Origin of the sequence: Lentzea sp. NPDC051838, assembly GCF_040681245.1 — a bacterium.
GTDB lineage: Bacteria > Actinomycetota > Actinomycetes > Mycobacteriales > Pseudonocardiaceae > Lentzea.
Map to the genome: position 1 here is coordinate 1 of NZ_JBFAYI010000050.1, position 23,490 is coordinate 23,490.

The following is a 23,490-nucleotide window of genomic DNA, read 5'->3' on the forward strand; positions in this document are numbered from 1 at the left end:
AGGGGAGGTCAAGTCGACACGCTTTTCGTCGACTTGACCTCCCCTCCCTGGTGTGGCTCGCTCCGACGCGACTCGTGACGGGACCCACCCCACCAACGCACCCACGTACGCAACAGCAAGCCGCCCAAAGCAACAGGCGTGCCATCAACCCGCCGACGGCGCTGGTGGGTCTTTGATCAGATTGGCGGGTCTGGGGCAGAGCTCCCAGAACGCAACCGCCAGGAAACCTACGGACCGCACCCACCTACGGACACTCAACAGGCACCCGCCAACGAACCAGGGGGACGACCTACGGAACCGGCGCGGGCGCCGAAGGCGCAACCACAGAAGAAAGCAACCCCACCGAAGGCACAGCAGCCCCCACCACACTCGCGGAAGGCTCAACCTCCGGCCGAACCACAGGATTCGAATGCGGAGGCGGCGTAACCACCGGCCGAACCCCAGCCCCAGGAGACGGCACAACCTTCACCGCAGAAGGCACAGGACTGAACTCCATAGGAGGCGCATCCCCACCAACGTCCCCACCGATCTGCGCCACCTCAGGCTCAGCCCCAGACCCCGAACCGGGCCCAGCCCCAGGAACCCCACCCGACAGCACCACCCCAGCCAGCACCCCGACTGTGAGAAGCGCGACACCCAGCGAAATGGAAGGAAGCGGCAAACCAGAACGCACGCACCAAAAACTAGCGACAACCAAGCGACCAAATCCGACGAAACCCCCGGATCACCCGACATCCCCCCGGATCGTGCTCAAGCTTCCCTCCATCGGGTGGTAAAAGAATCGTCACCCACAGCGACAAAACTTACGATGCCGTAACCGACGGTGGCGTAACCAGCGGTTGGTTGTGCATGCTAAGCAGTCGCCCGCGATCGGGAGCCGCAGGCGGGGGCAGCAAGACCAGCAAGACCAGTAGTCGCGAGATAAGGGGGATGTTGTGCTGCTGCGATGGAACAGTCTCGTGTCCCTGGGGGACAGCTTCACCGAGGGCATGGACGACCCGGGCCCACGAGACACCTACGTGGGTTGGGCCGACCGCCTGGCCGGGATGATCGCCCAAACCGCACCCGACTTCCGGTACGCGAACTTCGCGATCCGCGGCAAGATGCTGCAGGAGATCATCGACGAGCAGGTCCCCCTCGCCATCGAGCTCAAACCGGATCTCGTCACGTTCTGCGGCGGCGGCAACGACATCATGGTCCCGAACAGCGACCCGGACGCCCTGGCCGAGGTCTACGAGGTGGCGGTCGCCGACCTCAGGGCGGCCGGCAGCGACGTCGTCATCTTCACCGGCTTCGACACCAGGTCGACCCCGCTGCTCAGGAGCCTGCGCGGCAAGATCGCCATCTACAACACGCATCTGTGGTCGATCGCCGAGCGCTACCACTGCCGCATGGTCGATCTCTGGTCCATGCACTCACTCCAAGACCGACGCGCGTGGAGCGAGGACAGGCTGCACCTGTCGCCGGAAGGCCACCAGCGGGTCGCCAACAAGACGGCGGAAGTCCTGGGCCTGACCGACGACCACGCGTGGGACGCGCCGTGGCCCGCGCTGGAGCAGACGGACTGGGTGACGCAGCGAAAGGCCGACCTGAAGTGGGCCCGCGAGCACGTGGTCCCGTGGATCGGCCGAACCCTACGAGGCGAGTCGATGGGTGACGGTCTGGCGCCGAAGCGACCAGAACTGCTGCCGCTGGCCCGCTGCACCGAAGAGAACTACCAATAAAAGACAAAGCGGCCCGACCGGCAAACTCCCCCGAATGCCGGTCGGGCCCTTCCAATGGCAGGCGCCTTACCCCCTCGGTAATCCCCCACTCGGCGGCCTGCAGTTCCAACATCCCATGCTTTGGGACCAGACGACTAAACAGCGGCTAAACCTCGGACGACAGCGAGTCCAAAGCAGCGCGCACTTCCACCGCGCGGGCCGAGTTGACCTGCGCGTACAGGCGCAGTGCTTCCGTCAATTCCGCTGCCGCAGCAACCCATTCCGCCCGCCGGAGCAGCACACCGCCGAGCACCTGGCGGCCGAAACCCTCGAGGTACGTCACTTCGGCGACGGCGGCCTGGTCGACGACCTGACGCGCCAACGACTCCGCTGCGTCCAAGGACCCCGCTTCCAACGACAGTTCGGCCAGGTTCGCGAGCCCGCGGATCAACGCCACCTGGTCGCCGGACCGCCGGTAGACCTCGACGGCGTGCGCCTGGTGCTGCAGCGCCACGTCGAGACGTCCGCGCGCCTGTTCGACCTGTGCCACGTTGTTCAGGCCGTGGCCCTCGCCGACTACGTCACCGGACTGCTGCGCGAGCTGCACCGACTCCCAGAAGTGCAGCAACGCCTCGTCGTGGTGCTGCAGGCGGAACAGCACGTCGGCGAGCTGGGCGAGCGTCAGCACCAGGTACTGGCGCTCGCCCAGCTCCGACGCGAGCCGGTGCGCGCGGCGAGCGTCCGGCAGCAGGACGGGACGTCCCAGCCTGGCGTTCGTCGTGTAGGTCGTGTCCAGCATCAGGACCTGTCCGAGGCGGCTCCCCGTCACCTCGGCCGCGGCCAGGCCGAACCCGACCAACGCCACCCACTCCCCGGTGAGTGCGCGCACGGTCGCATACGTGTGCAGCAGCCGAACCAGCTGCCACACCTGGTCGTGCAGGCCCGACTCAGCGGACGCGTGCACGACCGCGACGATGTTGGGCCACTCCTGGTCGAACCAGGCGATCGGGTCGTCGAACGCGGGTAACGACGTGGAACCGTTGTCCCCGAACACGAAGTCGAGTCCGTCGCGCGCCGGCCGGATGGCGCGGCGGACGTGGTCGCACGCCACGAGGTAGTAGTTCACCAAGCGCCGCAACGAGTCCAGGTCCGGACGCCCGACGCCCCGCACGTACAGGCGCACCAGCTCGTGCATCGTGAACCCGTCCGGCCACGGCTCGACCAGCAGGTTCACCTCGACCAGCTGCGCCAGCCGCGAACGGGCGGACTCCAGCTGGCTGCGGGTCAACGCGGCGACGGCGTGCGAGGACATCCAGCGGCCGGGCGCCATGCCGACGGACGTGAACACCTCGCCGAGCTCGGACGGCAGGTCGCGGGTCGACAGGTCCAGCGCCCGCGACACCCCCACGCCTGCCTCAGGTAGGTCCAAGCCACGCAACCGGTGCCCGTCGTCGGCCAGCTCCCCCACCAGCTCCTCGACCGTCCACTCGGGACTGATCACCAGCTTCGCGGCCGCCACGCGCAACGCCAGCGGCAACCCACCGCACAACTCGGCCAGCTTCCGAGAAGCCACCGGGTCTTCCGACGACAACGGCTTGCCCAGCACGTCGTCCACGAGCTCACGCGCGGCCTCGTCGTCCAACGGGCCGAGCTTGCACACCCGAGCGCTGTTCGTGACGACCAGCCGTTCCATGTGCGAGCGCGACGTCACCAGCACGACCGAGCCCGAACCCGGCGGCAGCAACGGCTGCACCTGCTCGAAGCCCGTCGCGTCGTCCAGCACCACCAGCACCCGCCGGCGGTTCAGCAACGACCGGTAGAGCCCGACGCGGTCCTCCACGCCGACGGGCACACCATCGGCAGGAACCCCCAGTGCCACCAGGAACCTGGTCAGCACCTCGCCGGGCTCCACATCACCGAGAGAAGCGAACAGCACCCCGTGCGGGAACATCTCCGAGTTCGAGTGCCCCCACGTGATCGCCAGCGCGCTCTTGCCCACACCAGGCGCACCGGTCAGCACGGCAACGGTCGTGCCGAGCAGGTTCCGCGCCGCACAAACGTTGTCCAGCCACGCCACATCGTCAGCACGGCCGAACAACCGCGAAGCCGCGGCAGGCAACAAGGCAGGTGCCACGATTCCGGCCCGCGGCGCGACGGGACGCGACTCGACAGGGCCGATCAAACTGAGAGCGGGGTCGTCGCGCAGCACCTGCTCCTGCAACAACCGCAGCTGCGGCCCGGGATCGATGCCGAGCTCCTCGCCCGCCCGACGCTGGAACCGTTGGTAGGCCTCCAAGGCATCGGCCCGCTGCCCAGACCGGTACAACGCCCGCATGCTGTGCGCGACAAGGCGTTCGCGGTACGGGAACTCGGTGCACAACCCGCGCAGCTCACCCACGAGCTCCAGGTGGCGCCCGAGCTCGAGCTCGGCGTCGATGCGTTCCTCCAACGCCGACAGCCGAAGCTCTTCCAGATCGGAGGTCATCGGGTCGCCGGGTACGTCAGCGAGCACCGGCCCGCGCCACAACCCGAGAGCCTCGCGCAGCAAGCCCGCCCTGATGGCGGCGGGCTTGCCGCGAGAAGACGCCACGAGCTGCCGGGCGCGGTGCAGGTCGAGGCGCCACGGGTCGACGGTGAGCTGGTACCCGGTCGGCGTGGTGCGGATGGTCGCGGAGGCCGAGGCGTCGGCCTCCTCCAGCACCTTGCGCAACCGCGAGACGTACCCGTGCACGATCGTCCGTGCGGTGGCCGGCGGCGACTCCGTCCACAGCGCGTCGACGATCTGGTCGATCGAGACGGGTCGGTTCGCCTCGACGACCAGCATGGCCAGCAGTCCGCGCATGCCGCGACGGCCGAGCTGGATCAGCCGTCCGTCCGCGAGCACCTGGAGTGGACCGAGCACGCCGAACTCGAGTCCGGTTTTGCTCCGCATGCCCCTCCCTCACGCCCGCTGACCTTGTCACTTCAACAGGTGCGAGAGCCCGGGTCTCAGATACAAGTACGGTTCAAGTTCGCGGGACGCTACTGTTGCGGCCGTGCCGCGAGATCGGAACTCCGTGGTTGACCGCGGCGCCGGGTGCCTCCTCGGCGGCGCTCTCGGTGATGCGCTCGGCGCACCTGTGCAGTACCTCGGCTGGGCCGACATCCAGCGCGAACACGGTGCCGAAGGTGTGCTCGCTCCACCGAAGCCCGCCCTGTTCACCGACGACACCCAGCTGACGCTCTTCACCGCCGACGGCTACCTGCGCGCCTGGGTGCGCGGGAAGCGCACCGGTGACTGGGAGCCGTCGGAGATGGTGTGGCACAGCTACCGGCGCTGGTTGGTCACCCAGCAGCAACCGGCCCCGGAACGGGGCGCGGCAGGGCTGCTCGCAGACGAACGGCTGTACGAGAGCCGTTCGCCAGGTTTGACGTGCCTGCGCGCGCTCGCGGCGGACACGATGTCCACACCGACGGATCCGCACAACGAGTCGTCGGGCTGCAACGGCGTCACGCGCACCGCACCCGCCGGTTTCGCGCCGTCCGCGGCCATCGCGTACGACCTGGGCTGCCGGTTCGCGGCGTTGACCCACGGCGGCACCGGTGGCTGGGTGTCCGGTGGCGCGCTGGCGTTGCTGATCCACCTGCTGGCGGTGAAGGGCCGGCCGTTGCGCGAGGCGATCGACCAGGTCATCGGCCGGGTGCTGCGCGACGACACCTACACAGCCACGGTGCTCACGCGCGCCGTGGTGCTGGCGGAGGAGCACGACGGCACCGGTTCGGTGCGCGTCGACCGGCTCGGCAGCGGCTGGACCGGCCCGGAAGCGCTGGCCATCGCCGTCTACACGGTGCTGACGCATCCGAAGCCCGTGCAGTTCGTGGACGCCATGCGCGCCGCGGCGAACCACTCGGGCGGTAGCGACGCGACGGCGGCGTTGACGGGCAACATCCTCGGCGCGCTGCACGGCACCGAAGCGATCCCCCGTGACTGGCTGAGCGCCCTGGAGCTGGTCGACGTGCTCGACGCGATGGGCCGTGACCTGGGCTGTTCCGCCGTGAACCTCGACTTCAACGAGGACCGCTACGCGTAAGGATGTTTCGCACAATCTGAAGCCGAGAATTGTGCGAAACATCCAGTGGTCCACGTCTCAGCTGGGTTTGTAGCGTCAGCGCACCACCGCTGACCTGCAAGGAGACCGCCATGGCCGAGCAACCGCCGCCGCTCACCCAGGTCGAGACGAACGGCATCGAGCGGATTCCGGACGCAGAACGCACCGCGACCCCGTTCGACCTGTTCCGGCTGGCCTTCGGTGGCGCCAACACGTTCTCCACGTGCGTGCTCGGCGCGTTCCCGATCCTGTTCGGACTCTCGTTCTGGCAGGGCCTGGCCGCGACGCTGCTCGGCGTGGTCGCGGGTGCGTTGATCCTCTGCCCGATGGCGATCTTCGGACCGATCAACGGCACCAACAACGCGGTCTCGTCGTCGGCGCACCTCGGCGTGCACGGCCGGATCGTCGGCTCGTTCCTGTCCCTGCTGACGGCGGTGGCGTTCTTCTCGCTGGCGGTCTGGAGCTCGGGCGACGCGCTGGTCGGCGGCGCGAACCGGCTGTTCGGGATGCCGCGCAGCACTCTCTCCTACGCCGTCGCGTACGCCGTGTTCGCCGGGCTCGTGCTCGTCGTGTGCACGTACGGCTTCCGGTTCATGCTCTTCGTCAACAAGATCGCGGTCGTCTCGGCGACGCTGCTGTTCGTGCTCGGCGCGGTGGCCTTCGCGGGCGACTTCGACCCGTCCTACGCAGGCATGATCACCCAGGACATGTTCTGGCCCGCGTTCATCGGCTCGGCGCTGATCGTGCTGTCGAACCCGGTGTCGTTCGGCGCCTTCCTCGGCGACTGGTCGCGCTACATCCCGGCGAGCACCCCGCACCGCCGCGTGATCGCCGCCGCGTTCCTCTCGCAGATCGCCACGCTGGTGCCGTTCCTGTTCGGCCTCACGACGGCGAGCATCATCGCCGCGAAAGCACCGTCCTTTGTGGAAGGCCAGGACTTCGTGGGCGGGCTGCTGGAGATCGCGCCGCAGTGGTTCTTCCTGCCGGTCTGCCTGCTCGCGCTGATCGGCGGCATGTCCACCGGCACGACCGCGCTCTACGGCACCGGCCTGGACTTCTCGAGCGTGTTCCCGCGACTGTCCCGCGTGCAGGCGACGGTGCTGGTCGGCGCGCTGGCCATCGTGTTCATCTTCGTCGGCCGTTTCGGGTTCGACCTGGTCCGCAGCATCTCGACGTTCGCGACGCTGATCATCACCTGCACCACGCCGTGGATGGTCGTGATGATGCTCGGTCTGTTCACCCGGCGCGGCTGGTACGACCCGGAGGCGCTGCAGGTCTTCAACCGGCGCCAGCGCGGTGGCCGCTACTGGTTCGCGCACGGGTGGAACTGGCGTGGCATGACTGCGTGGTGGGTCGCGGCGGTCGTGGGCGTGCTGTTCACGAACATCCCCGGCCAGTTCGTCGGGCCGCTGGGCGATCTCGCGGGTGGCGTCGACGTCAGCCTGCCGCTGTCGATCGCCGTCGCGGCGGTGTTGTTCCTGGCACTGCTCTTCGTCTTCCCGGAGCCTCGCGCGGTGTACGGCCCCGACGGCCCGCGGCTGGTGCGCTCGGCCGACGTCGAGGTTCCGGCGATCACCGTGCCGGTTCCGGCCTAGAAAACAGAAAGAGCCTGTCGGCGCGCGCTCCCGAATTCGCGCGCCGGCAGGCTCTCTCGCACGAGGTGTTGGTCAACAGCAGGCCGGGTCTTGCCCCGAGCGCGAGCTCCGATCCAGCTCTTGATCAACGAATTCCGTGCCCCGGAGTCAAGGCTCCGTTGGGCGGGCATGTTAACAGATGTGTACCGGAAGTCCAGGGCTGCGGAACACCCGGCGATCTTCATCGACGATGAAGACCTCGCAGTCCTCCTGCGCCGCCGCCCACTCGATCCCGTCCTTGCCCAGCGCAAACGCTGCTGTGGCAGTGGTATCGGCGATCGCGAGGTCCTCCGCGAAAATCGTGACCGACAGGATTCCAGAGACGGGTTTACCGGTACGGCCGTCCAGGATGTGCTGGCCGCGTTCGTACAACGCTGACGTGGCAACGGCTCCGTCCCGAACGCCGAGCACGACGCACAGCTGGTCGGCGATGTCGGGGTGCCGAACGCCCACGCGCCAAGGCTTTCCGGCCTCGGGCTCACCGGCCGTCACGACGTCGCCGCCCGCGTTGACGCAGAACGTCGTCGCCCCGCCCTCGCGCAGGATGTCGGCGGCCCGCTGCACGGCCCAGCCCTTCACCACCGCGCACGGGTCGAGCCCGCGTCCCGGCACCTGCGCCGTGAACGCGCCACCCGTCGACTCCTCGTACCAGTCGCACAGCGAGAGGACCTCGACCAGGTCCGGGGTGAGCTCTTCCCTGGAGAGCTCACCCCGGTCCAGCCTCGACACCTCGCTGTCCGGCTTGAACGGCGAGAACTGGGCGTCGGCCTCGCGCAGCCAGGCGAACGCCCGCTCGGCCAGTGCGTCGTCGCCGTCCCGCAGGTCCACCGAGATCGGCAGGCCCATGATCTGCTCGACGCGGCGCACGGACACGGCTACTGCGCTCCGTCGAGCGCGGCCTGGAGCGACTGCTTGTAGCCCGTCGAGGTCGCGGTCGCCCCGGACACCGTGTCGATGTCCGCGCTCTGGGCCTTCAGCGCCTCCTGCTTCAGGATCGGCAGCGCCATCCTGGTCGGGTCGCTGTTGGGTGCCCGCAGCGCCCGCACGTCGGTGATCTTGTTGCCCTGCAACGTGACCTGCACCTGCACGACGCCTTCGGAGGTGTTCACCGCCGGGCCGGACACGGTGCGGGTCTGGGCCTGCTGCTGGGTCTGCTGTTGCTGCGTCTGCTGCGGCTGGGTCGTCGGTGCGGCTCCGGACGTCTTGGGAGCCGCGGTGGTGGTCTGCGGTGCCTGGGTCTGCGCCTGAGTCTCCGGCGCGGCCGCGGCCTCGTTGATCTCACCCTCGTGCGCGGGACCCGGCGAGTACAGCCAGACCGGGACGAGGCCCGCGATGCTCAGCGCCAGAACGGGAATTGCCCTCTTCACGTCGATCGCCCTCTCAGTTGGCCAGCGCGAAGCGCTCGGCGTGGACCTGGTTGCTGGGCACTCCCAGTTCGTCAAGGCTGCGCACCACGGCATCGGTCATGCCGTTGGGGCCGCAGATGAAGATGTCGCGGTCCTGCACGTCCGGCACGAGCGCGGCGATGTTCTCGGGGCCGAGCAGCGGGCCGTTCGCGGTGATCGTCTTCGAGGATCCGGTGACCAGGCGCAACACCGCGCCCTTGGCCCTCGCGAGGCCTTCGAGCTCACGCAGCAGCACGGCTTCGCGCGGGTCGCTGACGCGGTAGAGCACCACGACGTGGCCCTTGATCTCCTCCAGCAGCGCGCGGATCGGCGTGACACCGACACCACCCGCGACCAGGAGCGCGTTCGGCTTGGTCTGGTGCATGGTCGTGAAGGCGCCGTACGGGCCCTCGGCGAACACGCGGGTGCCGACCTTGACGTTGCGGACGTCGGCGCTGCCCTCACCCAGGGCCTTCGCGGTGAGCCGCAGGTACTTGCCGTTCGGCGCCGCGGACAGCGAGAACGGGTTGGCCTGCCACCAGCGGTCCTTGGTGACGAAGCGCCACAGGAAGAACTGACCCGCCTTGGCGCCCAGCTTGTCCAGGTCATTGCCCTCGATGTAGACCGAGACGACGTTGTGCGCCTCCGGCACGACCGCGGCGACCCGGAACTGGTGCCGCCAGTTGCGCCACAGCGGAAGCGCCACGCGTCCGACCACGACGGCCCCGATGGCGAACGCCCAGAGGCCCCACCAGTAGCCGGTGGCCAGCGTGGACTTGCGGAACGTGCTGCCGACCGCGACCTGGTGCGTGAACGCCAGGAAGATCGCGATGTAGGTGTAGAGGTGGATGAAGTGCCACGTCTCGTACGCCAGCTTCCGGCGCGCGAACCGGGCGGAGACGATCCCGACGATCATGATGATCGCCCACGCGACCAGCGCGCGGAGGATGCCCTCGAGCTCGGTGGCCTGCCGGATGATCTCGGCGATCGGGCCCTCGGACCCCGCGTTGCCGAACGCGATGAAGGTCAGGTGGCCGATCAGCATCCAGAAGATCGTGAAGCCGGTCCAGCGGTGCCACGAGGTGAGCTTGTCCATGCCGAGCCGCCGGTCGAGCCACGGCAGCCGCGCGACCAGGAGCAGCTGGAACGCCATCGCCAGCGCCCCGTAGAGCCCGGTCAGGCGACCGAAGTTGACCAGCTTGTTCGAACCGACACCCGCCGCGTTGAACAGGTACGTCACGAACGCCGCGTTGGCCAGGAGGAACACGTACAGGCCGGCTTTGGCCAGCACCTTGTGCGGCGTCGCCCGGCCGGCCGGAGCCGGTCGCACGGGTTGCTGCAGGGTGGTCGTCACGGCGGGCTCCTCGGTCAGGGGCGGTCTGTCGGTATCGATCCTTGGCGTTCGAGCTGTGGCTCCCCTATGCCCGCGCTGTCGACTTCCTGTCGATCGAGCGGGAGAGCCACCAGGTGACGCACCATGAGCACGTGGACAAGGGGAACTCGGTTCGATTGCTCGTCGTCGACGACGAGCCGCACATCGCTGACCTGGTCGCGACGGTCGCCCGGTACGAGGGCTGGCAGGCCGCGACCGCGCTCAACGGTGAAGAGGCTTTGAGAGAGGCCGCCGAGTTCCAGCCGGACATCGTCGTGCTCGACCTCATGCTGCCTGACCTGGACGGATTCACCGTTCTTGATCGAATGCGGGCGGCCGGAGCGATGGTTCCGGTGGTCTTTCTGACGGCTCGTGACGGCACCGCGGACCGTGTGGCGGGACTCACCCGAGGCGGCGACGACTACCTCGTAAAACCGTTCTCCGTCGAGGAGCTGATGGCCCGGCTGAGGGCTGTGCTGCGCCGCTCGACAGGTCCGTCGTGGAAGCGTTCGGTCCTGAAGGTCGCCGATCTGGTGATGGACGAGGACACGCGCGAGGTCCGTCGCACGGGCAAGTTGGTGACCCTCACGCCGACCGAGTACGAGCTGCTGCGGTACCTCATGCGCCGCTCGCCTGCCGTGCTGACGAAGGCACAGATCCTCGACCACGTGTGGGAGTACGACTTCGGCGGCCGCTCCAACGTGGTCGAGCTCGTCATCTCCCACCTGCGCCGCAAGCTCGACGACGGCCGCGAGCCGTTGATCCACACCGTCCGCGGTGTGGGGTACGTGCTCCGCCGAGCAGCAGAATGAAACTCGGACAGCTGCGCCTCGGCACGAGGCTCGCCCTGGGACTCGGCGCGCTGGCGCTGACCGTGTTCGTGATCGTCGGCTGGGTCATGGTCACGTCGATGCAGGACTTCCTGGACCGCCGTCTCGACGAGCAGATGGCGACGAGCCAGGCCGGCTCGTCCTACGAGGTCAAGGCCTACGAGAAGGTCACCAAGCTGCCGCCGGACTGGTACGCCGTCGTCTACGTGATGGAGGACGGTCAGCTCCGCGCCCAGCCGGGTGAGCAGCAGCCGCCCGATCGCGACGAGTTCGACGCCCTCGCGAACAAGGCGCTCAACGGCGACCTGTTCGAGACCGAGTACCTGCGCGGCAAGGGCAAGTTCCGGCTGCGTGCCTGCGAGATCGTCGACGGCCAGACCGTCCTGGTCAGCGCGGCCCCGATGAACGACACGGACGGCACCATCTCGCAGCTGATCACGGTCAGCGTGGTCGCGTTCCTGGCTGCGCTCGTCGCGTTGGTGGTGGGCGGTCAGGCGCTGATCCGCAAGGGCATGCAGCCGTTGTCGGACATGGCCAACACCGCGCACGACATCTCGTCGCACGACCTGACCGACTCTGCCGACCTCGCAGTGCGCGTGGACGGCAAGGGCGGTGGTGTGGAGGTCGAGGAGCTGCGCGAGGCGTTCAACAAGATGCTGGCGCACATCGACACTTCGTTGGCCGCCCGCACGGCCGCAGAGCAACGGCTGCGGCGGTTCATCGCCGACGCGTCACACGAGCTGCGCACACCCCTCACGTCGTTGCGCGGCTATGCGGACCTCTTCCGGTACGCGGCGGCCAACGAGCCGGGCGAACGCGAGAAGCACCTGGAGAAGCTGCGGTCAGAGGCGTCCCGGATGAGCGTGCTGCTCGACGACCTGTTGTTGCTGGCACGCCTGGACTCCGCGGAGTCCGAACCGCCGTTGCGGCCGGAGGAGCTGGACCTCGCGGTGATCGCCGAGGCGGCGGGCGATGCCTTCCGCGCGGCCCGTCCATCGCACTCGTTGGACATCGACGCCGACACGGTGACCATGCGCGCGGACGCCACCCGTCTGCGGCAGGTGCTCGACAACCTGCTGACCAACGCGGCCGTGCACACCCCGGCGGGCACGTCGGTGTCTCTCCAGGTGACGGCGTCGGACGGCTGGGCGGTGATCAAGGTGAGCGACACGGGCCCGGGCATCCCGGAGGCCGACCAGGCGCGGATCTTCGACAGGTTCTACCGCGTCGACAACTCGCGAACCCGCCAACGCGGTGGCAGCGGGCTGGGCCTGGCCGTGGTGCAGTCCCTTGTGGAGGCTCACGGCGGCACGATCAGCCTCGCGAGCAAGCCGGGGTCGACGGTCTTCACGATCCGTCTCCCCCGGCAGCTCTAGATCACTCCGCCTGCGAGGACGTCGCCCACAGGTCGATGCCCGACTCGACGGCGTGCTTGTCGATCGCGGCGAGCTCGTCGTCGGTCAGCGGCGGCGCCTGCAGTGCCGCGAGGTTCTGCTCCAGCTGCGTCACCGACGACGCGCCGATCAACGCGGACGTGACGCGCGGGTCGCGGATCGTCCACGTCAGCGCCAGCTGCGCCAGCGACTGGCCACGCGAGGCGGCGATGTCGTTGAGCGCCCGGATCCGGCCGAGGTTCTCCTCGCTCAGAAGGTCCGTCGACAGCGACTTCCCCTGTGCCGCACGGGAGTCCGCCGGAACACCGTTGAGGTAGCGGTCCGTCAGCATGCCCTGCGCGAGCGGCGAGAACGCGATGCAGCCCGCGCCGACCTCCTCCAGCACGTCCAGCAGCTCCGGCTCGATCCAGCGGTTCAGCATCGAGTAGCTCGGCTGGTGGATCAGCAGCGGCACACCGGCGGACCTGAGCAGCTCGGCCGCCTCCCGGGTCTTGGCGGGCGAGTACGACGAGATGCCGACGTAGAGCGCCTTGCCCTGCTGCACCGCGCTGACCAGCGCGCCCACCGTCTCCTCGAGCGGAGTCTCCGGGTCGAACCGGTGCGAGTAGAAGATGTCGACGTAGTCCAGGCCCATCCGCGTCAGCGACTGGTCGAGCGAGCTCAGCAGGTACTTGCGGCTGCCCCACTCCCCGTACGGCCCCGGCCACATGTCGTAGCCCGCCTTGGTGGAAATGACCAGCTCGTCGCGGTAAGGCCTGAGATCATCGGAGAGGATCTGCCCGAACGTGATCTCCGCCGAGCCGTAGGGCGGACCGTAGTTGTTGGCGAGGTCGAAGTGCGTGACACCGAGGTCGAACGCCCGCCGCGCGATACCGCGGCCGAGCTCGTACGGCCGGTCGCCGCCGAAGTTGTGCCACAGACCGAGCGAGATGGCCGGCAGCTTGAGACCGCTGCGCCCAGTCCGCCGGTAAGTCATCTGGTCGTAGCGCGCGCTATCCGCGAGGTAGGACATGGTGCCCACAATGTCACGTCCTAGTGAGACAGAGCAGGACATGAAACGCGCCGCCGAGGCGGGCGAAGAGCTCGACCTCTCACGCCGCGGGAACAACGTGCTGAGGGCCACGGCGATCCGCGACCTGCTGCGCGCGGACGGCCTCGACCCGCTCGGGATCAGGGTCACCGGGGCGCGGATCACAGGCGAGCTCGACCTGGAGTTCGTCCGGGCGTCCGTTCCCCTGCTGCTGGACGACTGCGTCTTCGAGGAGTCGCTCTCGTTCCTGCGCACCGAACTGCCCGCCCTGTCGCTCCACGGTTCGACGTTCCCCGGCCTGCTCGGCGAGGGCATGCGCACCGGCTATCTGGGCCTGGAGAACTCCCGCTGCGGGGGAACGGTCGACCTCGACAACGCCCGTGTCGACGGCCCGTTGCTGCTCTCCGACAGCAGCATGTGGTCGTTTCGCGGTGGCGGGCTGCAGGTCAGCAGGAGCGTGGTGGCCCAGGGGTTGTTCGTCCGGGCGGACCACGAGGGCGACGCGCTGTGGCTCGACGGCTGCGACATCGCGGGCGAGCTGGACCTGGAGCGAGCGGTGATCGTCAACGGCTCCGGCACCGCGCTGGTCGCCAACAACGCGAAGATCGGCGGCAAGATCACCCTCGACGACGCACTGCTGAAAGCGGGCAGCGACGGCGCGGCGCTGGTGCTGATCGACAGCTCCGCCGGCGGACTCACCGCACGGGCGACGGTGCTGCGCAGCGACTCCGACAACGCGATCACCCTCGACGGCACGCACTTCCGCGCCGAGGTCAAGCTCGTGGCCGGTTTCGACGCGCGCTCGCGCCGCGCCGGGGAGACCATCCGGATGATCGACACCCGGATCGACGCCGGCCTGGTCATCAGGGGCTCGGTGCGCGCGGACAGCGGCCAGGCCCTGTCGTTGGAGCGAGGGCTCATCGGAGCGAGCATCACCATCAAGGACAGCGTCTTCGAGGCGGACAGCGACGAGAGTGCGGTGCGGATCGCCGACTCCTCCGTGGCGGGCGAGCTGGTGTTCAAGCCCGAGAAGCTGATCAACAACGGCGACGGCCTCGAACTGAGCCTGGGCGGGACCAAGGTGGGCGGCCTGCTCGGACTCGACGTGCCGGACCTGCTCGAGGCGGAGATCTTCACGGTGGCGGTGGACGGATTCACCTACCCCGAACCACCCGAGGACACCGGCGCGTGGCTGACGATGCTGCGCGATTGCACGTTCGCCTACCACCCTCAGCCGTACCAACAACTCGCCGCCGTGCACCGCGCCGCCGGACACGAACACACCGCGCGCAAGGTGTTGATCGCCCAGCAACGCGACCTCCGCCGCCGCGGCGACCCCGGGAACAAGCTGTGGCACTGGTTCCTCGGCGTCACGCTCGGCTACGGCTACAGGCCGGCGCGAGCGGTCGCCGGACTCGTCATCACGTTCCTTCTCGCGCTCTGTCTCGTGTGGACAACGAATGCCTATAACGGCCTTACACCGGCCAAAGACCGCCCAGCCGACGCCTGTTCACCTGTGAACAGAATCAGTCTTGCGGCGGATCTGGCCATCCCGCTCGTGAAGCTCGGCGGAACCCCGAGATGCGAACTGGCGAACGGTCCAGCCGGGCAGTGGGCGACCGGAGCAGGCTGGGTCATCCAGATCCTGGGATGGAGCTTCGCCACGCTGAGTGTCGCGGGCTTTACCGGACTCGTTCGCAAAAGCTGACGAACTGTCACGTCGAAATGAGACGAGGGCCCGCCCACCTGGGCGAACCCTCGTTGCATAAGAGCCGGCGAGGGGAATCGAACCCCTAACCTTTCGCTTACAAGGCGAGTGCTCTGCCAATTGAGCTACGCCGGCCTGGCTCGTGTTCGCGAACATCGTAAGCGCCCGTTGCGGGTGCTACCTGCGGCGAACGGTCTGCTCTCAGTGTGATCGGATTGCTCCTGACGGATGCACGCCAACCAACTGAGTGGATCAGTGCGCCGGACGGGCCGCCTTGACCAGGTCAGGAGGGTAACCAACGGACAGTGATCATGTCCTCCTTTTCGGGTCGCCCGATCGGAGGTGGCAGACGCCACAGCAACAGTCGAACAAGTCCGCACGATCACACGACGGAGGTGCGCGAGATTTCCACGAACAACCTGCACGGCCCCTCACTACCCGACGACACCACTGTTCACCTGGTACTCGATCTCGCACTGAAGATCGGCGAGGTTCAAATGGCCAGTGGGGCGGGCGCGGCGGACGTGACTGCCACGATTCTCTCAGTCACCGAGAGCTATGGACTTCCGCACACCGAAGTCGACGTGATCTACACCTCAATCAGCGTGTCCTGCCATCGCGGAACTGACGCGCCGCCGATCACTGCGGTACGGGTCGTCCGGCAGCGCAGTCTCGACTACACGCGACTGGCCGCGGTCGAACACCTCGTGCGCAATCTCGGGCCGATCGAGGACGCGCAGGCGAAGCTCGAGGACATCACCAACGCCAAGCACCCCTATCCGCGCTGGGTCGCCACCGCCGCGTGGGCAGGCATGGCCGCGGCCGTCGCGTTCCTCGTCGGCGGCGGGTGGGAGCTCGCGATCACCGCCGCGATCGTGACCGCCGTGATCGACCGCGTGGGCCGGATCCTCAACCGCCGTGCGCTGCCGTTCTTCTTCCAGCAGCTCGTCGGCGGTGCGCTCGCCACGGGTGCCGCGCTGACCGTGTTCGCCACGGAGCTGCTGCCCAACGTCCGGCCGAGCCTGCTGGTCGCCGTCGGCATCGTCGTGCTGCTGTCCGGGCTCGCGCTGGTGAGCACCGTGCAGGACGCGATCTCCGGCTACAACGTCACCGCCGCCGGCCGCACCGTCGAGACCGTCCTGCTGAGCGCCGGGCTCATCGCGGGTGTCGCGATCTCCATCCGCACGGCCGTCCACTTCGGACTGGAGATCAAGCTCACCGACCCGTTGCCGCCGCTGATCTCCGCGGTGCCGATGCAGTTCGCGGCAGGAGCGGCGACGAGTGCGTTCTTCGCGCTCGCCTGTTACGCCCAGCCGCGCGCGCTCGTCGCCGCCGCCATCTCAGGCGCGATCGGCACGGCCGCGTTCGGTCTCGTCACGAGCTTCGGTCTGGACGTGCTGCTCGGGTCCGCGGTGGCCGCCGCGATCTCCGGGTTCGGCGGCGCGACGATGACCCGTCGGCTGCGCATCCCGACGCTCGTCGTCGTGCAGGCGGGCGTGGTGCCGTTGCTGCCCGGCTGGACCGTCTACCGGGGCCTGTTCCAGCTCACCGCGGAGGGCGATCCGGCCGGTTTGAGCACTTTGGTCTTCGCGAGTGGCATTGCTCTCGCCCTGGCCGGAGGTGTCGTGTTCGGCGAGTACCTGGCCCAGCCGGTGCGCACCGGACTGGGCCGTCTGGAGCGCAAGTTCGCTGGTCCACGCATGTCCGGGCCGCTCAAACCCACCAAGCGTCGGTTGGAGTGAACGTTGCTGTGACGGGGGTTACACGACACGCCCCGGACACGTGTCCGCACTAGCCTCGGTGTTTGTGAGCATGGACATTGGCGAGAACGGGGCGGAATTCGTAGTCGTGGCCAACCGTCTTCCGGTTGACCTGGAACGCCTGCCCGACGGGACAGAGCGGTGGAAGCACAGCCCGGGAGGGCTGGTGAGCGCGCTCGAACCGTTCCTCCGCTCACACAGCGGCGCGTGGGTCGGCTGGCCCGGTGTCGCCGGCGCCGAGGTGCCGCCGTTCGAGGACGACGGCCTGCTGCTGCACCCCGTCCCGCTGTCCGCGCAAGAGGTCGAGGACTACTACGAGGGCTTCTCCAACGGCACCCTCTGGCCGCTCTACCACGACGTCGTCGCGCAGCCCGCGTTCCACCGGCACTGGTGGAACTCGTACGTGCGGGTCAACCAGCGGTTCGCCGACGCGACCGCGAAGATCGCCGCGCAGGGTGCGACGGTGTGGGTGCAGGACTACCAGCTGCAGCTCGTCCCGGCGATGCTGCGCGAACAGCGACCCGACCTGAAGATCGGCTTCTTCCTGCACATCCCGTTCCCGCCGGTCGAGCTGTTCATGCAGCTCCCGTGGCGCACGGAGATCATCCGCGGGCTGCTCGGCGCGGACCTGGTGGGCTTCCACCGGCCCGGCGGCGCGCAGAACTTCCTCTGGCTGGCCCGGCGCCTCGTCGGTCTGGAGCCGAGCCGCGGCACCGTCGGTGTCAGGACTCGGCCAGGTGTCGTGCAGGTCGGCGACCGCACCGTGCGCGTCGGCGCGTTCCCCATCTCGATCGACAGCGCGGGCCTCGACGCGGTGGCCAGGCGCAAGGAGACGCAGGCCCGCGCGAAGCAGATTCGAGCGGACCTCGGCAACCCCAAGCGCATCCTGCTGGGCGTGGACCGCCTCGACTACACGAAGGGCATCGACGTCCGGATCCGCGCTCTGTACGAGCTGATCGCGGACGGACGCGTCGACCCCGAGGACGTCGCGATGGTCCAGCTCGCCACACCGAGCCGCGAGCGCGTCGACCACTACAAGACCATGCGCAAGGACATCGAGCAGTCCGTCGGCCGGATCAACGGCGAGTTCGGGCGGGTCGGCAAACCGGTGGTGCACTACCTGCACCAGTCGGTGAACCGCGAGGAGCTCGTCGCGTTCATGAGCGCCGCGGACGTCATGGTCGTGACGCCAGTTCGTGACGGTATGAACCTGGTGTGCAAGGAGTACGTGGCCTGCCGATATGATCTTGGTGGAGCTCTGGTGCTCAGCGAGTTCGCCGGCGCTGCCGCAGAACTGACCAGTGCGTTCCTGGTGAACCCCCATGATCTGGATGGTGTCAAGAACGCTCTGCAGGCCGCCCTCGACATCGATCCTGCTGAAGGCCGCCGTAGGATGCGCGCGCTGCGCCGCCAAGTCCTCACCCACGACGTTGACCGCTGGGCGAGGTCGTTCCTGGAGGCGTTGGGCACGCAGACCTCGGTCTGAATCCTTTCAGATCCCCGTATTGACCCGACGAGTGCTCCAGGAGGGGCGTTGACCGCCGAGGCCCTCCCCGCCGAACTGCGCCGAGCCATCGTGCAACTGGCCCGGACCCCGCGACTGCTGGTCGCCAGCGACTACGACGGAACACTCGCGCCGATCGTGGCCGACCCGGAGCAGGCTCGCCCGCTCCCGGAGTCGGTGAACGCACTGCGTTCGCTCGCGATCCTGCACGAGACCACGTCTGCCGTGATCTCCGGTCGTGCGCTGCGCGACCTCGCCACACTCTCTCGCCTACCTGGCGAGGTCCACCTGGTCGGTTCCCACGGCTCCGAGTTCGACGTCGGCTTCGTCCACGCGCTGGACGCGAACGCCAAGGCGCTGCTGCGCCGCATCGAAACCGAGCTGGAAGCGATCGTCGACGACCACGAGGGCGTGCACCTCGAGGTCAAGCCGGCCTCGATCGCGGTGCACGTCCGCCGCGCAGAGGCCTCCGTCGGCGAGCGCGTGCTCGACGCCGTCCGCTCCGGTCCGTGCACCTGGGAAGGTGTGCAGGTCACCGAGGGCAAGGCCGTCATCGAGCTCGCCGTCGTCGAGACGAACAAGGGCCACGCCCTCGACATCCTGCGGCACCAGGTCGGCGCCACCGCGGCGATCTTCCTGGGCGACGACGTGACCGACGAGAAGGCGTTCGCGCGCCTGTCCGGTCCCGACGTCGGCATCCGCGTGGGTGCCGGTGAGTCGCTCGCCGAGCACTACGTGAAGGACCCTGCCGACGTGGCCACGGTCCTCGCGTTCCTGCTGGAGGAGCGCCGGGCGTGGCTGCACGGCGACCAGGCCGTGCCGATCGAGCGTCTGACGATGCTCGCGAACGAGCGTTCCGTCGCCCTCGTGACGCCGGACGCCAAGGTCAACTGGCTGTGCCACCCCGAGCCGGACTCCGCGGCGATCTTCGCGGACCTGCTCGGCGGACCAGCCGCGGGCCACTTCTCGATCAAGCCGGAGCACGGGTCGCTGCCGCTGGGCCAGCGCTACCTGCCGGGCACGATGATCGTGGAGACCCGGTGGTCGCGTCTGCTCGTGACGGACTACCTGGAGCACGACCTCGCGTCGCACCGCACGGACCTCGTGCGGCGCATCAGCGGCTCCACCAACGCGGTGATCACGTTCGCGCCGCGCCCCGAGTTCGGTCAGGTGCCGGTGCGGCTGCTGCGCGAGCGCGACGGCCTGCGCGTGGTCGGCACGTCAGACCCGATGGTGTTGCGTTCGCCGGGCGTCGACTGGGAGATCACCTCCGACGGCGTGCAGGAGACCGCACGCGCTGTCGTCCGGCCGCGCGAGGGTGCGGCGGTGCTGCTGGAGCTTCGTTGCGGCACCGACGACATCTCCGAGCACGCGCTGGCCGAGTCGGTGCGGCGTGACCGCGCGTCCGGCTACTGGTCGGACTGGGCGGCGGGGCTCAAGCTGCCGCGCGTGCAGACCGATCTGGTGCTGCGGTCGGCGTTGACGTTGCGCGGCCTGGTGCACAAGGACTCCGGCTCGATCATGGCGGCGGCCACCACGTCGCTGCCCGAGGAGCTGGGCGGTGTCCGCAACTGGGACTACCGCTACTGCTGGCTGCGTGACGGCGCGATGACCGCCGCCGCGCTGGTGTCGGTGGGTTCCTTCGCCGAGGCCGACGGGTTCCTGGCGTGGCTGCACGGGGTTCTCGAGACCATCCCCGGTCCCGAGCGCCTGCACCCGCTGTACACGTTGCACGGCACGCAGCTCGGTGCCGAGGCCGTGATCGACACGCTGCCCGGCTACGCGGGTTCGCGTCCGGTGCGCGTCGGCAACCTCGCGAACCAGCAGGTGCAGCTCGACGTGTTCGGTCCCGTCGTGGATCTCGTGGTGCAGCTGGCCACGGCTCGCGGTGCGCTCTCGGACGCCGACTGGACGATGGTCCAGGCGATGGCCGAGGCCGTCTCCCGTCGCTGGCACGAGCCGGACCACGGCATCTGGGAGGAGCGGCACGTGCCGCGCCACCACGTGTACTCGAAGGTCATGTGCTGGCTGACGATCGACCGCGCGATCAAGCTCGGCGAGCAGTTCGGCCGGGAGCTCGACCCGTCGTGGGTGCCGTTGCGCGACACGATCTCCACGGACGTGTTGAAGAACGGCTGGAACGACGAGGTGCAGTCGTTCACCACGGCCTACGACGGCGACGACCTGGACGCGGCATCGCTCTTCGTCGGCCTGTCGGGTCTGATCGACCCGACGGACGAGCGCTTCCAGTCCACGGTGACGGCGATCGAGGCCGAGCTGCGTTCCGGCTCGACCGTCTACCGCTACCACCGCGACGACGGCCTGCCGGGCGACGAGGGCGGCTTCCACCTGTGCGCCGCGTGGATGATCGAGTCGTACCTGCTGACCGGTCGTCGCACCGAGGCCGAGGAGCTGTTCGGTCAGATCGTCGCGGCGGCCGGCCCCACGGGTCTGCTGCCCGAGGAGTACGACCCGGTCGCGGAACGCTCGTTGGGCAACCACCCGCAGGCGTACTCGCACCTGGGCCTGATCCGCTGCGCCCAGCTGCTCTCGCAGTGATGTGCCGGTGCCGCCGCGGGCTTGCCGCGGCGGCACCGTTCACGCGTTGTCGAGGGTCTTCTTGATGACGTCGAGGCCCCGCGCCATCGCCTTGTGGATCGGTGCGGCCAGCGTGTCGGGGAGCAGATCGCGGCTCCAGACCAGCCTGCACCGCTCGCCGTCCGCGACGACCTGCATGACGGCGTTGTCGTGCTCGGGCGTGACAGTGCCGCCGACGATCGAGTAGACGAGCCGCCGCGCGTCGTCGTCGACGGTGACGAGCCGCTCCCTGGCGGTCGTGCCGTCCGCGAACGTGACGACCCGGTGGTCGCCTTCGAGCCGGGTGTCCAGGACGAAGCCCTGCGCCATGCGGGACGGACCCGTGGCGAACTCGCCGATCACCTTCCACACGTCGCCGGCACCGGCGTTGATCACGATCTCCATGCTGATGGACGCCATGTGCTCAGCCGACCAGGCAGAGCAGGTGGCCCTGCGGATCAGCCAGCACGGTCCACTCCTCGCCGCCCGGCTGGAACTCGGGCTTGGTCGCTCCCAACGCGAGCAGCTCCTTGACCGCGACCTCGACGTCGTCGACCTGGAAGTCCAGGTGCGCCTGCTTGGCAGGGCTCGGCCACGCCGGCGGTTCGTAGCCCTCGACCTTGACGAAGGCGAGCTGGATCTTGTCCTCGCCCGCGAGGTAGGCGTAGCCGTCGCCGCTGGACGTCGCCTCCCACCCGGTGACCGCTTTGTAGAACTCGGCCAGCGGTACGGGGTCGGTGCAGTCGAGGACGATCGTCGTGAGCTGAGCCATCTTCGTTCTCCTTGTGTTCGGTGCGCTCAGCCTCGCTCTTGGTGGTGCGCCGGGTCTTGAAGATCCTTGCGGGAATTGTCAGACCCCCGGCCTAACCTGATTTCGTGCTCTCGTTCGTCGACCTCGCGGCCCGTCCGGAGTTCACCGTGTCCGCGGTGGACTGCCACGACGACCACCGCGGCTGGTCTGCCGAGGCGCCGCGCAGGGACGTGCGACTGGTGTTGGTGCGCTCTGGTGGTTTCCGGCGTCGCGTTCGCGGGGTGATCGCTGACCTCGACCGCACCGTCGGCTACCTCGGGCTGCCGGGTGAGGAGGAGCAGTTCGCGCATCCCGCCGGTGGGGACGTGTGCACGTCGATCAGCCTCACCGCCTCGCTGTGGCGCTCGCTCGCGGGCGACGACGCGCGGCTGGGCAGCTCGTCGGTGTACGTGGACGCCCGCCTGGACTTGGCTCACCGCAGGCTTCTGGCCGCCACCAGGGCTCGCAAGGCGCCTGAACTGGCACTGAGTCTGGCGGACACGGCATCAGGAGCGGCCCCGAGCCCGCCGGACACCGCATCCGGAGCGGCCCCGAGCCCGCCGGACGCGGCGTTCCAAGCGGCTCTGAGCCTGGCTGACACCGCATCAGAAAGCCTCGTCGGCCTCGCGAGCGAGGTCATCCGGCAGGTCGTCGCCAGTCCCATCCCGCCGGACACCGGCGCCGGTGACCAAGCGCTGGTGGCCCGTGCTCGCGACGCCATCGCCTCCGGTGACCCAGCTGCTGCCGGTCTCATCCCGCTCGCCGGACTGCTCGGCGTCTCTCCCTACCGACTCAGCAGGGTCTTCACGCGCGAGCTGGGGGTCTCGCTGACCCGCTACCGCAACCGGGTCCGGGTGGGTGCCGCGCTCGACCGGTTGGAGGCCGGGGAGACCAGCCTCAGCAGCCTCGCCGCCGACCTGGGTTTCGCCGACCAGGCTCATCTGTCCCGCACGATGCGCGAACACCTGGGCCACACACCGACCGCACTGCGCACACTGCTCAGGGCCGCGGCGGCACCTTCTCCACGATCTTCGCCGTCCCCATCGACTCACCGAACTGCTGGTAGGTGATCAGGTCGCCCCTCGCCAGATGCGTCCACGCGGACGGCAGCAACGGCCGCAACCGCACCGTCGCCCTCTCACCGGGTTCCAGAGTCTGCTTCTCCACCCACATCGCGGCCACCCTGCGCTCGCCGCCGCTCAGGTCCCACACCGGCCGCGTGCCCTGGAACCGAACGCCTTCCGCGGCCGGGTCCAACGTCAGCTCCGCCCGCAGCAGGCCGTGAATCGACTCGCCGCGCCGCCAGTGGAACCACGCCGGGTCGAGGTCCATCTGCACGGCGGCGCCGGCCAGCAGGTCCCAGTAGCGCGGCGTCTGCCACGTGATGCCCTCGAAGTCGCCGAGGACGTCCAGCGCGAGCTCCCACTCGGTGTGCTCCAGGTACTCCTCGACGTCGAAGCCCGTCAGGCCCGCGTCGCTGCACGCGCCCGGCGGCACCTGCGCGGCCGCGAGCGCCAGCACCTCCTCGACCTCGGCCAGGTCGTGGTCCGCGGACCTGACGGAGGTGGCACCGGAGAGGTCGAACGCCAGGCCCCACGCTCGTGCGATGTCGTTGCTCGTCACGTCGGCGGTCAGCAACCTGCGCACGACGTCGTGGACCTCGTCCGCGTGCCATGTGCGCAGCTGGTGAAAGTCGACCATCAGCGCTCCCCCCG

18 protein-coding genes and 1 tRNA gene are annotated in these 23,490 nt (G+C 68.8%); 10 read left to right on the forward strand and 9 right to left on the reverse strand.

The window, feature by feature from the left end:
- The first annotated feature begins 935 nt into the window (after positions 1–935).
- Positions 936–1,724, forward strand: coding sequence for an SGNH/GDSL hydrolase family protein (locus tag AB0M24_RS45640; RefSeq protein ID WP_363781088.1), 789 nt, complete (start codon positions 936–938; stop codon positions 1,722–1,724).
- 145 nt (positions 1,725–1,869) lie between these two features.
- Here AB0M24_RS45640 and AB0M24_RS45645 read toward each other — a convergent pair whose 3' ends face one another.
- Positions 1,870–4,635, reverse strand: coding sequence for a BTAD domain-containing putative transcriptional regulator (locus AB0M24_RS45645; protein WP_363781089.1), 2,766 nt, complete (start codon positions 4,633–4,635; stop codon positions 1,870–1,872).
- A 103-nt stretch (positions 4,636–4,738) separates the two neighbouring features.
- On the opposite strand from AB0M24_RS45645, the gene AB0M24_RS45650 reads away from it, so the two are divergent.
- Together AB0M24_RS45650 and AB0M24_RS45655 are read left to right on the forward strand one after the other, a co-directional pair.
- Positions 4,739–5,773, forward strand: a complete 1,035-nt coding sequence (locus AB0M24_RS45650; RefSeq protein WP_363781091.1) for an ADP-ribosylglycohydrolase family protein — start codon at positions 4,739–4,741, stop codon at positions 5,771–5,773.
- Positions 5,774–5,883: 110 nt separating this feature from the next.
- On the forward strand, positions 5,884–7,386 hold the full coding sequence (locus AB0M24_RS45655) for a cytosine permease (protein WP_363781093.1): 1,503 nt from the start codon (positions 5,884–5,886) through the stop codon (positions 7,384–7,386).
- Between the two features lie 171 nt (positions 7,387–7,557).
- On the opposite strand, the gene AB0M24_RS45660 is transcribed toward AB0M24_RS45655, so the two are convergent.
- The 3 genes from AB0M24_RS45660 to AB0M24_RS45670 are packed head-to-tail and all read right to left on the reverse strand — an operon-like array spanning position 7,558 to position 10,140.
- Complete coding sequence (locus AB0M24_RS45660) at positions 7,558–8,298, reverse strand: FAD:protein FMN transferase (RefSeq protein WP_363781094.1); 741 nt, start codon at positions 8,296–8,298, stop codon at positions 7,558–7,560.
- Between the two features lie 2 nt (positions 8,299–8,300).
- Positions 8,301–8,792: an FMN-binding protein gene (locus AB0M24_RS45665; RefSeq protein ID WP_363781095.1), complete on the reverse strand. Its 492-nt coding sequence runs from the start codon at positions 8,790–8,792 to the stop codon at positions 8,301–8,303.
- Between the two features lie 13 nt (positions 8,793–8,805).
- Positions 8,806–10,140: a ferredoxin reductase family protein gene (locus tag AB0M24_RS45670; protein ID WP_363781141.1), complete on the reverse strand. Its 1,335-nt coding sequence runs from the start codon at positions 10,138–10,140 to the stop codon at positions 8,806–8,808.
- 155 nt (positions 10,141–10,295) lie between these two features.
- On the opposite strand from AB0M24_RS45670, the gene AB0M24_RS45675 reads away from it, so the two are divergent.
- Positions 10,296–10,994: a response regulator transcription factor gene (locus AB0M24_RS45675; RefSeq protein WP_196777709.1), complete on the forward strand. Its 699-nt coding sequence runs from the start codon at positions 10,296–10,298 to the stop codon at positions 10,992–10,994.
- Positions 10,991–12,388: a HAMP domain-containing sensor histidine kinase gene (locus AB0M24_RS45680; protein WP_363781097.1), complete on the forward strand. Its 1,398-nt coding sequence runs from the start codon at positions 10,991–10,993 to the stop codon at positions 12,386–12,388. Before AB0M24_RS45675 ends, AB0M24_RS45680 begins: the two co-directional genes overlap by 4 nt.
- Position 12,389: 1 nt before the next feature.
- Here the strand turns inward: AB0M24_RS45680 and mgrA are convergent, their stop codons facing one another.
- Complete coding sequence (gene mgrA, locus AB0M24_RS45685) at positions 12,390–13,418, reverse strand: L-glyceraldehyde 3-phosphate reductase (RefSeq protein ID WP_363781099.1); 1,029 nt, start codon at positions 13,416–13,418, stop codon at positions 12,390–12,392.
- Between the two features lie 40 nt (positions 13,419–13,458).
- On the opposite strand from mgrA, the gene AB0M24_RS45690 reads away from it, so the two are divergent.
- Positions 13,459–15,144 carry a hypothetical protein gene (locus tag AB0M24_RS45690; protein WP_363781101.1) on the forward strand — a complete coding sequence of 562 codons (1,686 nt, stop codon included), beginning with the start codon at positions 13,459–13,461 and terminating at the stop codon, positions 15,142–15,144.
- A 62-nt stretch (positions 15,145–15,206) separates the two neighbouring features.
- Here the strand turns inward: AB0M24_RS45690 and AB0M24_RS45695 are convergent.
- A tRNA-Thr gene (locus AB0M24_RS45695) sits at positions 15,207–15,279 on the reverse strand.
- 260 nt (positions 15,280–15,539) lie between these two features.
- Between AB0M24_RS45695 and AB0M24_RS45700 the strand changes: the two genes are divergently transcribed.
- From AB0M24_RS45700 to otsB, 3 genes are all read left to right on the forward strand, one after another.
- Entirely contained in the window at positions 15,540–16,886 is a 1,347-nt protein-coding gene (locus AB0M24_RS45700; protein ID WP_363781103.1) for a threonine/serine exporter family protein, read from the forward strand.
- A 70-nt stretch (positions 16,887–16,956) separates the two neighbouring features.
- Positions 16,957–18,390: a trehalose-6-phosphate synthase gene (locus AB0M24_RS45705; protein WP_363781144.1), complete on the forward strand. Its 1,434-nt coding sequence runs from the start codon at positions 16,957–16,959 to the stop codon at positions 18,388–18,390.
- Between the two features lie 48 nt (positions 18,391–18,438).
- Complete coding sequence (gene otsB, locus AB0M24_RS45710) at positions 18,439–20,967, forward strand: trehalose-phosphatase (RefSeq protein ID WP_363781105.1); 2,529 nt, start codon at positions 18,439–18,441, stop codon at positions 20,965–20,967.
- 39 nt (positions 20,968–21,006) lie between these two features.
- On the opposite strand, the gene AB0M24_RS45715 is transcribed toward otsB, so the two are convergent.
- Together AB0M24_RS45715 and AB0M24_RS45720 are read right to left on the reverse strand one after the other, a co-directional pair.
- The gene (locus AB0M24_RS45715) at positions 21,007–21,405 is read right to left on the reverse strand and encodes an SRPBCC family protein (protein WP_363781107.1); all 399 of its coding nucleotides are present in this window, start codon (positions 21,403–21,405) and stop codon (positions 21,007–21,009) included.
- Between the two features lie 4 nt (positions 21,406–21,409).
- Positions 21,410–21,757 (reverse strand): VOC family protein, encoded by a 348-nt coding sequence (locus tag AB0M24_RS45720; protein WP_363781109.1) that lies wholly within the window; start codon positions 21,755–21,757, stop codon positions 21,410–21,412.
- A 104-nt stretch (positions 21,758–21,861) separates the two neighbouring features.
- On the opposite strand from AB0M24_RS45720, the gene AB0M24_RS45725 reads away from it, so the two are divergent.
- Positions 21,862–22,845: an AraC family transcriptional regulator gene (locus tag AB0M24_RS45725; RefSeq protein ID WP_363781111.1), complete on the forward strand. Its 984-nt coding sequence runs from the start codon at positions 21,862–21,864 to the stop codon at positions 22,843–22,845.
- Here the strand turns inward: AB0M24_RS45725 and AB0M24_RS45730 are convergent.
- Entirely contained in the window at positions 22,775–23,476 is a 702-nt protein-coding gene (locus tag AB0M24_RS45730) for a hypothetical protein (RefSeq protein WP_363781113.1), read from the reverse strand. The two genes, AB0M24_RS45725 and AB0M24_RS45730, sit on opposite strands and share 71 nt — an antisense overlap.
- Between the last annotated feature and the right edge of the window lie 14 nt (positions 23,477–23,490).

What these genes read in the sequence shown, in the direction of transcription:
- AB0M24_RS45730 (WP_363781113.1), bottom strand. Translation starts at nt 23,476, where the DNA reads ATGGTCGACTTTCACCAGCTGCGCACATGGCACGCGGACGAGGTCCAC.
- AB0M24_RS45680 (WP_363781097.1), top strand. Translation starts at nt 10,991, where the DNA reads ATGAAACTCGGACAGCTGCGCCTCGGCACGAGGCTCGCCCTGGGACTC.
- AB0M24_RS45715 (WP_363781107.1), bottom strand. Translation starts at nt 21,405, where the DNA reads ATGGCGTCCATCAGCATGGAGATCGTGATCAACGCCGGTGCCGGCGAC.
- mgrA (WP_363781099.1), bottom strand. Translation starts at nt 13,418, where the DNA reads ATGTCCTACCTCGCGGATAGCGCGCGCTACGACCAGATGACTTACCGG.
- AB0M24_RS45720 (WP_363781109.1), bottom strand. Translation starts at nt 21,757, where the DNA reads ATGGCTCAGCTCACGACGATCGTCCTCGACTGCACCGACCCCGTACCG.
- AB0M24_RS45645 (WP_363781089.1), bottom strand. Translation starts at nt 4,635, where the DNA reads ATGCGGAGCAAAACCGGACTCGAGTTCGGCGTGCTCGGTCCACTCCAG.
- AB0M24_RS45655 (WP_363781093.1), top strand. Translation starts at nt 5,884, where the DNA reads ATGGCCGAGCAACCGCCGCCGCTCACCCAGGTCGAGACGAACGGCATC.
- AB0M24_RS45705 (WP_363781144.1), top strand. Translation starts at nt 16,957, where the DNA reads ATGGACATTGGCGAGAACGGGGCGGAATTCGTAGTCGTGGCCAACCGT.
- AB0M24_RS45690 (WP_363781101.1), top strand. Translation starts at nt 13,459, where the DNA reads ATGAAACGCGCCGCCGAGGCGGGCGAAGAGCTCGACCTCTCACGCCGC.